The sequence below is a fragment of the Novosphingobium sp. 9U genome (assembly GCF_902506425.1).
Lineage (GTDB): Bacteria > Pseudomonadota > Alphaproteobacteria > Sphingomonadales > Sphingomonadaceae > Novosphingobium.
In genome coordinates this window covers 34,865-44,462 of the sequence record NZ_LR732491.1, presented here as the reverse complement: position 1 = coordinate 44,462, position 9,598 = coordinate 34,865, and the positions used below count along the sequence as shown (strand labels likewise).

Here is a 9,598-nt window from a genome sequence, read left to right as displayed (position 1 = left end):
GTAGCCTGCTACCGGAGAGCGATGCTGAACATCAGGCGCTCGGGAGCATCGGTGAGAAGGCCCGCAACGTCGCTTCTGAGCAGGCCGACAATCTGGTGAGCGCGGCGCGCGAGAAGAAGGATGACCTCGTGGCTGCCGCTCAAGAGCACGTTGCACCAGCAACAAATGGTGAGCAGTCAGCTACTGCGCCCAGCATCCCGTCCGGCGCGCCAATCTAAGCAGCTTTAGCAAGGAGCCGCTGCCTGAGACCCTCAGGCAGCGGCTTCCCATTCGCAAGCTTGCAAGCGGGCAGGAATTTACGCGATCCGCGTAGGCTCCGTGCCGTAGTAGCTGGACACGCGATCGGCATACGCCTGATTGAACTCAGGCGCATTGTTGGTCCGGCTCGGGCCCCCTTCCAGCACGCGCCGGTCTATCGTGACCACATAATCGTCATTGGCGGTATCATGGGCCAAAAGGCTGAATGGCACCGGATAGTAGCTCTTGTTCATGCCGAGAAACCCGCCAAGGCTCAGGACGACATAGGTCGACTGGCCTGAGCGCTTGTCGACCATAAGCGTGCTGATGTGCCCCAGACTGTCGCCATCGCGCGAGCGCGCCTTCAACCCCTTGGTTTCTGCTTCCACGAGCGTGCGGGTGGTTTCGGCAGTTGCGGACATGGGGCGCCCTGATGATTTCGGCAAAGTGGGGACGCTGCAGCAACGTCGTCGTGCCTGCAAACGCGCACATCACGAGCACGTTCCGCCGCGCAGGGCTAAACAGGGAACTGATCGATGACGCTGGCCTTCTACCGAGCCACTGCGAGGCATCGCTCGCATTGTCATCGACTGCAGCACCGAGAGTCAGTGTCACCTCGGAAGGCGCGGTAAGCGAGGATGGCACAACTCATCCAGAAACGGGTTATGCATGCATGTCGATCTTGTGCGCTCTTGGCCGACACAAAACCTCGCTGGTGTCCATCGCTCGAGGTAAAAACGGTGCCTACATCGCGCTGTGTGACTCATGTGGGTTAACTCTGGTGCGCGACAACCGGGATCGATGGCATGCGAGTCAAATCGAACCTCTCGCAACGGCGCGAGGTCCGTAGCCCGCCCGTGGCACAAGCACCGGCAGCCATCCGATAGGCAAGCGCAAGTGCGACTAACTACAGCAGTGCGGGTGCCGGTTCCGCACGGGGCTGGTGACGTGTTCCACCAGCGGCATCCGGAACCGACCTGATCACCATAAAAACGATTCGTTGCAAATTGCTTGCAGTATAGCGTCGAGCGAACAATTGCCCGCTTGCTGCAAACCGGCATCTGCCCGGTCGGCGGATCAGGTCATCTAATGAAGCCTCGATCTAATCTCGACGCAGAGCTTGCGGGCAATGCTCCTTGAGTTCCCTGATCACTTCAAAAACCAAGGATCCAAGTCGACGCATGCTTGGGCGATCCACTTGGCCTGCTCACGCTCCTCCAAGCTCATCGTCGGCCATATCGTCGCAACATTGTCCTCGAACTTCTCGACCTTCGCTCCGATCTTCGCCCGGAGCTTGATGATGATCGCGTCTCGTTCTGTCTGGGTCATCGCTCACGTCTTCCGCACCGATAGGCTGGGGTGGAAGAGCACCCAGCATCGTCATCCGCGCCGCAGCAATATCGGATGCTGCGGCACTACTATGACTGCAAGATCTTACATGAGATCGCGTCCGTAGCTACATAGCGAGCACGCAGGATGGAACAGTAAGCCGAGCCTTTGACCTCGCCAGAAGCGGTACGTGCACGAGCATCGACGATATCCGGCGCCGGCTGAAGCAGGAAGGCTACTCATCGATCGACGATCATCTGAGCGGCCCTACAATCAAGAAGCAGCTCGCAGCTGCTATGAAGGTCGAGTGATGGCGCGGCGCTGTGCCGCAGCTATGACCATTATTCTGGCGCTTGCAAAATCACCTCGACCGAATTCACGTCGTCGTGCCCCAAGGCTCCCGGGCGCTTAACTCGTCTGGTCTCAACGAAGCCGAGTTTGGCGAGCACCCTGGCTGAGGCAGTGTTGTCCTGGAAGCACCCGGAGGTGATCGCGGTGAGGCCCAGCCCCTCGAAGCCGTACGAGATCACCAACAGCGCAGCCTCGGTCATCAGGCCTTGGTTCCAGTAATCCGGCGAGAGCCAGTAGCCTAGCTCAGCCACATCCTGCCGCTCTCGAGGCATGAGGCTCACCGCACCGATCAGCGCGGCCGAGCCGGGTAAGTTGACAGCCCACACCCACTCGTTCGACACGATGTGCTCGAGAAAAAATACAGCATCTGCAAGCGTGTACGGATTGGGAATTAGAGAAAGATGCCGAGAAACTTCCCAGTCAGAAAGTATAGCCACGATGGCGTCCGCATCGACAGGCACTGGGCGACGCAAACGGACCAGATTACCTTTCAACTCGGGCCTAAGCTGAAGAGCAGAACCTCTAAACACCTGCACCGACTAACACATGTTTAGACCAGTGCAAGTCGAAGCGTTGTTGACCCTATGCCTTATGCATATGCGGTCGCCGCGCGGGCAACTAACTTCTTGTAGTTCAGGAACTTAGCTATGTCGTTCGGGCGGCGATTTGGGTACGGATGACGTTTAGCTTTTCGCGATGCCCTCTTCCATCCAACTCAAGCTGTCAGCCGGCCCGATCTGCCCGTAGCAACGTCCTAGGCGCGATCCATCCTGGCTTGCGTCGCAGTAACAGGTTGTCTCGTTGAGGGGCAACTAGGCTGCTGCCGCGGTAACGCAATCCCCCATGTTCTCGCCGTACCTCGTCAGCAATGAAACGATCTCTTGCGCCGGGATGGGCCTGCTGATGTGGTATCCTTGAACTTGAGTGCAGCCTTCTGCGACCAGGAGATCAAGCTGCTCGGCGTTTTCAACGCCCTCTGCGGTAATTTGCATGCCAAGTTTCTTGGATAACTGAATAGTCGCTTGAACGATCGATAGCGCATCCGAGGTGTTGATGAGATCGGCAACGAAGCTCCGATCGATCTTGATCTTGTTGAATGGAAACGATCGCAAGTAGCTGAGGCTCGAATATCCGGTGCCGAAATCGTCCATCGCTATAGAGATGCCCAAAGCGGAGAGCTTTTCCAGCGTTGATTGAACCCATGCCTCGTCATGCAGCAGGACCGATTCGGTAATCTCGAGTTCCAACCTCCGAGGCGGCAACCCTGCCGCGGTCAGCGCACTCATGGCCATGGCAATAAGATCGCCACGCTTGAATTGAGCGGGGGAGAGGTTGACCGCCACCTTGATGTCGTTGGGCCACGATGCCGCATCCTGACAGGCTTGGCGCATGACCCATTCCCCGATCGGGATGATGAGCCCGCTCTCTTCAGCAGTGGCGATGAACTCGCCCGGCGCGAGCAATCCTCGCGTGGGGTGCCGCCAGCGCACCAACGCCTCGAACGAACCTATAGTATTCCTGGTGGTATCGAGCAGCGGTTGATAATGGACTTCAAATTGGCCGGCGCTGATCGCTTCCTTCAGATCGGCCTCCAGCTGTCGACGCTCGCTGAGGCGCGAATCCATGCCCGGCTCGAAGAAGCGATATGTGCCGCGGCTTTCCTCCTTGGCACGGTAGAGTGCCAGATCGCTCTTTTTCATGATGTCGTCGCCCTCGCTCCCGTGCTCGGGCGCTCGGCAAATCCCAACGCTAGCACCGATCGAAACCGTGTGACCTTCGAATTGGAAAGGCTCGCTCAGGCTTCCCACGATGCTTGTCGCCAGCGTGTCCGGGCTCACTTGCGCATCAACCTGGTGTTGAAGGATCGCGAACTCATCTCCTCCCAGGCGGGTGACGATGTCGCTGGCCCCGACAAGGCGCTGCAAGCGTTTCGCTGCGCCTTTGAGGATATGGTCCCCGATGGGATGGCCCAAGGTATCGTTCACTTCCTTGAAGCGGTCGAGATCGATCGTATGGAGCGCAAAGGGCTTGCCGCTCTTGGCCACCGCTTCCAGATTGCTGGCAAAGGTCACGCGGTTCGGAAGCCCGGTCAGTGTGTCGTGGGCTGCCAGGTAGCCGATCTGCTCGCTTGCTTTGCGTGCATCGGTCACATCCTCATGGGTCGCGACCCAACCGCCGCTCGGCAGGATACACCGACTGAACTCGATGATGCGGCCGTTGGGCAGTTTGACATCATGCTGGTTGGCCCACTCGGGCTCAAACGCGGCCGCCTGGGCGGACATTTCGGGCACGGCCGTAAGCTTTCCCTCGGCCACCATGTACGCGTAAAGATCGGCCAGGTGGACACCCGGCTTGAGCATTTCCATGGGGATGCCATGGAGCTCGCCGTACCGCCGGTTACATATCACAAGCCGGTGGTCGGCGTCGTACATCGACAGTCCTTGCGGCATGTGCTCGATCGCGGCCTCGGTGATCTCCACCTGGCGTCTAAGCTCCGCCGTCAGGCGCTCGCGCTCCTCGGCCCCGCGCAAGATCTCATCGGCCCAGACTGCCCGATCCTTTGCTTGCGTCAGCTCGCCCCGGTTCGTTCCATCTTGTACCGTGATCAACTTGATGCCGGCCCCCATGATCACGAGGGCGACGACGACCAGAAGGATCGTCAAGGTTGGCGGATCGATCGTCCATGCTGCAGCGAGAGGTGCAGCGGGAGGAACCTGTATTTCGGCTGCGGCTCTTACGAGAAAATCGCCACTGCAAATGGCAAGGGTCAGCAGCGTGCCACCTTCCCAAGCGACTAAGCCAGCGTTCACTTTGCGGCGGTGGTACCAAACGGCGAGCGCAGCGAGACCGATGCTCAGTGCAATCGACGCCGCAACCAGATCATGGTGCCAGGCGATATGGGCGGGCATCCGCAGAGCCCAAGTACCAAGATAGGGCATGCCGGCTGCACCTACCCCGATGACCGATCCGCCAACGAGCGACATCAAGGGCCGACGATCGAGCGCAAGTGTCCACCCCAACGCGGCCAAGCCCACAGGGACACATGCTGACAGGATAGTTGTTGGAACGTCGAAGAGCAGATCGACGCCCGGGTCATAGACCAGCATACCCACGAAGTACGATGCCCAGATTCCGAAGCCGGTCGCAACAGCTGAAAGCGCCACACATAAGCGCCTTTGAGACGGTTCGCGTAAGGCGTTGTCGATCCCGCCGAAGCCGACGAGGCATGAGGAGATGAACACCATGACTGACACGACGACTAGAAGTACGTTGTGCTGATGCTCCAGAACGAAAGTAACGCGACCCATGGTATATCCCTTGCCCCTGATGCGCATAGGTCCTGTGCCGTTGTGAAAGCGTTAAATCGGACAAGGGCTTACTTTTCGGCATGCTGTCAGGTGCTTGGCAAGTAGCCCTCATGAGAAAGGCGCAGGGGAACTGCACCGGTCGGGAAGCTTTGCGAAAACGGCCAAGATCGCACCCCAGTGATCGAGCGGAGTCGATCTCGCGAGCTTGTCCTGAGGCGGTACAAGGAGCCGATCGGCTCTAGGAATGACTTAGCGATTTCGGTAATGACCTGCTGCGTGCCGGGTACTCTGGCTGCGCCGCGCTTCCAACCGCTGCCAATAGGACCGCCTCGCACGCAGCTGGGCTCATGCGGGATGAAAGCTTCACCAGTCAGAAAGGGTGAAAGCGAGCGCGTTCTAGGATGATTGCCGATCTGCCCACAAGCCGCTCAGTGTTGGGGAGGGCTTAACTTTCGGCCGCTACAGGTTGTCAATTGGCTGCGCATTGACGGCTAGGATCAGAGACGATCGCAAGGGCGGTATAGCCATACCGCCGGTGGCAAGATGACGCCGCACTTGAGGTAGGAAAAAGGAGGGATACCTCATGGCCTCCGCCTTGAGGACGTTGGTTTGCACAATGCTTCTGCTGGCGCTCCACGGGAAGGCGAGCGCGCAGAGCAGATCTGATGCCGGCATGACCTCAGCTGCTACCGTGCTTGCGGACGAGATGATCCGTGGCGCACGGCACACCATGATGGAGGATCCAGCCAAGGTTGAACCTATGGCACGGACCTACGAAGCTCGTCTAAGATTGCTGCCGTCGAGCCTTGCACGAACAGTCGCACTTGCGAAGCTCCACTGGATGGCTGGCGAAGCTGCGACCCGGCAGCTGCATTTCGCAGCCGCACGCGAACGGCTGCAGCGCGCCCGCAAACTCGCCCTTCAAGCGAGCGACCAGCAAACATTGGCGGACGTAACGGTGAGCGTTGCCTCGCTCGACGAAGAGTCAGGCTCCCCGGCCTTGGCCATCCGCGGTTACCAAGGCGCTTTTCACATATTTCAGCGCCTCGGAAACAGGAGGAGCCAGTCCATCACTCTGCAGGACCTTGGCAGTCTTTACATGAGAGCGAACGATCCTGTTCGCGGAGCGCGGTACATCCAGCAAGCGGCAGCAGTCTACCAAGAAGAACCCGCTCTCCTCGCTACCATTCACGGGACGCTAGGGAGCATCTATTCCGACACAGGGCGGCGCTCGGATGCGCATACCGAGTACGCGGCAGGCGCACTGCTTGCCCGGCAGGCGGCTATGCCGTCCTTGGAAATGGAACTGTTGGATAGCGACACGCAGCTTCTGCTTGACGCGCGTGACCTGAAGGAGGCGAGACGAGTAAACGCACGCGCGGACGTCTTGGCCAAAAGCACCCCTACCAGCGAATATCATCTTGCAGTCAGTGCCTTGCTGGCGACGGCTCTTGATAATCATCCCGTCGGCCGCGATTTGATCAACCGCGCCATCGGCATGGTAAAAGGCCGCGACGCAGCGCTAGGTGATCGCAGGATTCATGAGCTAGCCTTCTTAGTCTTTAAGGAGTTGGGCGATACAGATTCAGCGCTCGAGCAGCAGGAGTTATCGACCAGGTTGAAGGACAAGTCAGTCAAGGCTAGCCTTGATGCGCAGAATGCCTTGCTGGCCGCCCAGTTCGACTATGCCAATCAGAACCTGCGTATCGCGAAGCTCAATTCCGATCGGCTCAGACGCAAGACGCACTTTCAACGTGTCGCGTTGATCTGGGCTTGCGCGACCGGCACTCTTGCGCTTGCAGCCCTTGGTGGTGGCCTAGGCCTGGCGTTGCTTGGCCGGCGCCGGATCAGTGCCGTCAACTATGAGCTGAAACAATCCAACGCAGAACTCGAGCAGGCACTCGAGGAGGTCGTGAAAAGGGAACGCTCCGAGCGAGAGGCCATTGAGTTGGCCGAGCATGACGCGCTCACCACACTGCCAAATCGCCGTAACCTGCGTACCAAACTTTTGCGCGGCGTAATCGAACCCGGCAGCCAACCCGTCAACGTGGCGTTGATGCTGATGGACCTCGACCGGTTCAAACCGATCAACGACATACATGGCCACGAAGTAGGGGATCTCTTGCTGGTTGAGGTCGCTAACAGGCTGCGCGCGCTCTGCGTGAGCCATAATGCCAAACCCGCCCGACTGGGAGGTGACGAGTTCGTGATCGTGGTGGAACTTGGCGAGGACGGATCGGCCGACGAGTTCGCGGCCGAGGCTATCAGAACTTTGGCCCGGCCGTTCGACATCGACGGTCGCCGCCTGACGATTGGCGTTAGCATCGGCTTGTCCCGGTATGGACGTGACGGCACGCAGGTGTCCGACCTTCTACGAAAAGCCGATATCGCTATGTATGAGGCCAAGCGATCCGGACGGAACACCTTCCGTTTCTTCGATGATGACATGGATCGGTGGCTGCAGGATCGCGCTCAGATGGAAGCCGATCTGCGCATCGCAGTTCAGATTGGACAGATTGACGTTCACTATCAACCCATCCACTGCTTCGAGGAAAATCGTACCACCTCCTTTGAGGCACTCGCGCGCTGGACACATCCTTTGCGCGGCCCAGTGGCGCCAGACCAGTTTATCCCTCTCGCAGAAGAAGCTGGCATCATCTCGGAATTGACGAACCAGGTGCTGCTCCAGGCATGTAGGGCGGCCCGAGAATGGCCGTCCGATGTCTCAGTGTCGGTGAACCTTTCCCCATTGCTGCTGGGCGACGAATGGATCGGCCCACGCGTGATGTCGATTTTGGCGAAGGAGGGGCTCGCTCCACACCGATTGGTGATGGAAATCACCGAAACTGCAGTTATCGGCGACCGTGCCCGTGCAGCCGAGGTGATCAACGCATTCCGCAATTCCGGCATTAGAGTGGCATTGGACGATTTCGGTAAAGGGCACTCGAGCCTTTCCCAGCTGCACGAATTGGCGTTCGACAGCTTGAAGCTCGACTCGTCGTTCGTGCGCACATTCGACAATCCGGATAGTCTGAAGATATCCACTGCAGTGGCGGGCCTGGCACGAGCGATGAACCTTCCCGTCACCGCTGAGGGGATTGAAACGATTCATGCAGCGCAGACTGCCCAGAAGCTGGGCTTCGGTTTTGGTCAGGGTTATCTTTTCGGTCGTCCAATGAGCGCCGCGCACGCGAAGATGCTCGCGTGGGCAAGCGATAGGCATGAGACCAAAGGAACGTGCAGCCCTGCCTGCATGAATGAAGCGGCGTAGCACTGACAAGCTCTACCTTCATCCGTCGGAGGCTTGCATCCGCGTCAAGCCATCTTCTTTGGATTTGTGTGCAGCGGCAAGAACGGTAACTGCGTGCCCGCGTGCACCATCCGGTCACGGGATGCACTGTCTGATCAACAACCTGTAATGACGTTGCCCTTGAGCGGCAGCTTGCCGCCGGAAGCGTCATACTTCTCAAGAGTGAGCTCGAAAAAATCGGTCATGGTGCCGCGGCTGATGCCGAGCTGCTCTGTCGAGGCGATGTGCGTTTCCCGCCTCTCTCGGCAGCCAACGCTACCACCGCCTCGAACGCCGGGCTGTGATTCCGACTGGGTCGTCGCTCATCTTACGTCCTGCTCATGGCCAGCATGGCCGCTGCCAAATCGGCAATCCACCTACACCCGCTGTTCAGATTTCCCGAGACAAGTCGAGCATCGGCTACCTATAGCGTTCAGGCATGCTGGGTTGGGTGAGTGTTAGCGAGAGGAACGCTTTACCATTTGTCAGATGAGCTGCGGTAGACAACCGTATGAGCAACAGTCATCAAAATCCACCCCTAAGCGAAACCATTATGAGCTTTCGCGAGATCCGTCAGCGAGATGATCTGACATCGATGTCGAAGGCGAAGGCGATGGCTGAGAAGATCCAGGCTGAGCGGCTCAAGGCTGCGCGGAAGACGTCAGGTGACTCTTGGAATAGGCAATCACAGTAGCAATCGGGCGTGGTGGCGGGCTCAATCTTAGATCGAGCAACCATAGCCTGATCGCGTGTAGCCTGTTTAGAACAGCAGCTCGGCTGCAACGTACTGGCTGCATCCTCAGCTGCAAGCGTCGCCAATCCAAAATCACCGGCTTACTGGCCATGGCAAGCGAGTAATGGACTGGAACAAGCCGACCTTGCAGCGACGCGTTAACGAGGGACGCACAAGGGTCGCAGTACAAGCGACGGTTGCAAGCACCAAATGCAAAACAACTCCGCTCCCCGAGCTAAGGGAGGGCACCGGTGTTTCTTATCAGCACCTATACAAGTACTGTTTAGAAGCTTTTCCGCCAAAGCGAATGGCTTATCCAACATCGGAGCAGCGGATAGTTAAGCCTGACGC

6 protein-coding genes are annotated in these 9,598 nt (G+C 58.5%); 2 read left to right on the top strand and 4 right to left on the bottom strand.

Translation table 11 applies throughout. From position 1 onward, the window contains the following. Positions 1-218, top strand: a 218-nt coding sequence (locus tag GV044_RS15595; RefSeq protein WP_159872551.1) for a hypothetical protein, incomplete at its 5' end; no start/stop codon positions are given. A gap of 78 nt (positions 219-296) precedes the next feature. Here the strand turns inward: GV044_RS15595 and GV044_RS15590 are convergent. The 4 genes from GV044_RS15590 to GV044_RS15575 form a co-directional block, all read right to left on the bottom strand. Continuing rightward, positions 297-659 (bottom strand): PRC-barrel domain-containing protein, encoded by a 363-nt coding sequence (locus GV044_RS15590; protein ID WP_159872549.1) that lies wholly within the window; start codon positions 657-659, stop codon positions 297-299. A gap of 727 nt (positions 660-1,386) precedes the next feature. Beyond that, positions 1,387-1,566 carry a hypothetical protein gene (locus tag GV044_RS15585; protein WP_159872547.1) on the bottom strand — a complete coding sequence of 60 codons (180 nt, stop codon included), beginning with the start codon at positions 1,564-1,566 and terminating at the stop codon, positions 1,387-1,389. A 341-nt stretch (positions 1,567-1,907) separates the two neighbouring features. Continuing rightward, positions 1,908-2,447, bottom strand: a complete 540-nt coding sequence (locus tag GV044_RS15580) for a GNAT family N-acetyltransferase (protein WP_256377284.1) — start codon at positions 2,445-2,447, stop codon at positions 1,908-1,910. Between the two features lie 282 nt (positions 2,448-2,729). Continuing rightward, positions 2,730-5,225 carry an EAL domain-containing protein gene (locus tag GV044_RS15575; protein ID WP_159872542.1) on the bottom strand — a complete coding sequence of 832 codons (2,496 nt, stop codon included), beginning with the start codon at positions 5,223-5,225 and terminating at the stop codon, positions 2,730-2,732. Between the two features lie 583 nt (positions 5,226-5,808). On the opposite strand from GV044_RS15575, the gene GV044_RS15570 reads away from it, so the two are divergent. Continuing rightward, entirely contained in the window at positions 5,809-8,496 is a 2,688-nt protein-coding gene (locus GV044_RS15570; protein WP_236555018.1) for a bifunctional diguanylate cyclase/phosphodiesterase, read from the top strand. Positions 8,497-9,598: the final 1,102 nt, after the last annotated feature.

Bases quoted from the DNA above. Each gene is read 5' to 3' on its own strand.
- GV044_RS15585 (WP_159872547.1), bottom strand. From the start codon at position 1,566: ATGACCCAGACAGAACGAGACGCGATCATCATCAAGCTCCGGGCGAAG.
- GV044_RS15575 (WP_159872542.1), bottom strand. From the start codon at position 5,225: ATGGGTCGCGTTACTTTCGTTCTGGAGCATCAGCACAACGTACTTCTA.
- GV044_RS15570 (WP_236555018.1), top strand. From the start codon at position 5,809: ATGGCCTCCGCCTTGAGGACGTTGGTTTGCACAATGCTTCTGCTGGCG.
- GV044_RS15590 (WP_159872549.1), bottom strand. From the start codon at position 659: ATGTCCGCAACTGCCGAAACCACCCGCACGCTCGTGGAAGCAGAAACC.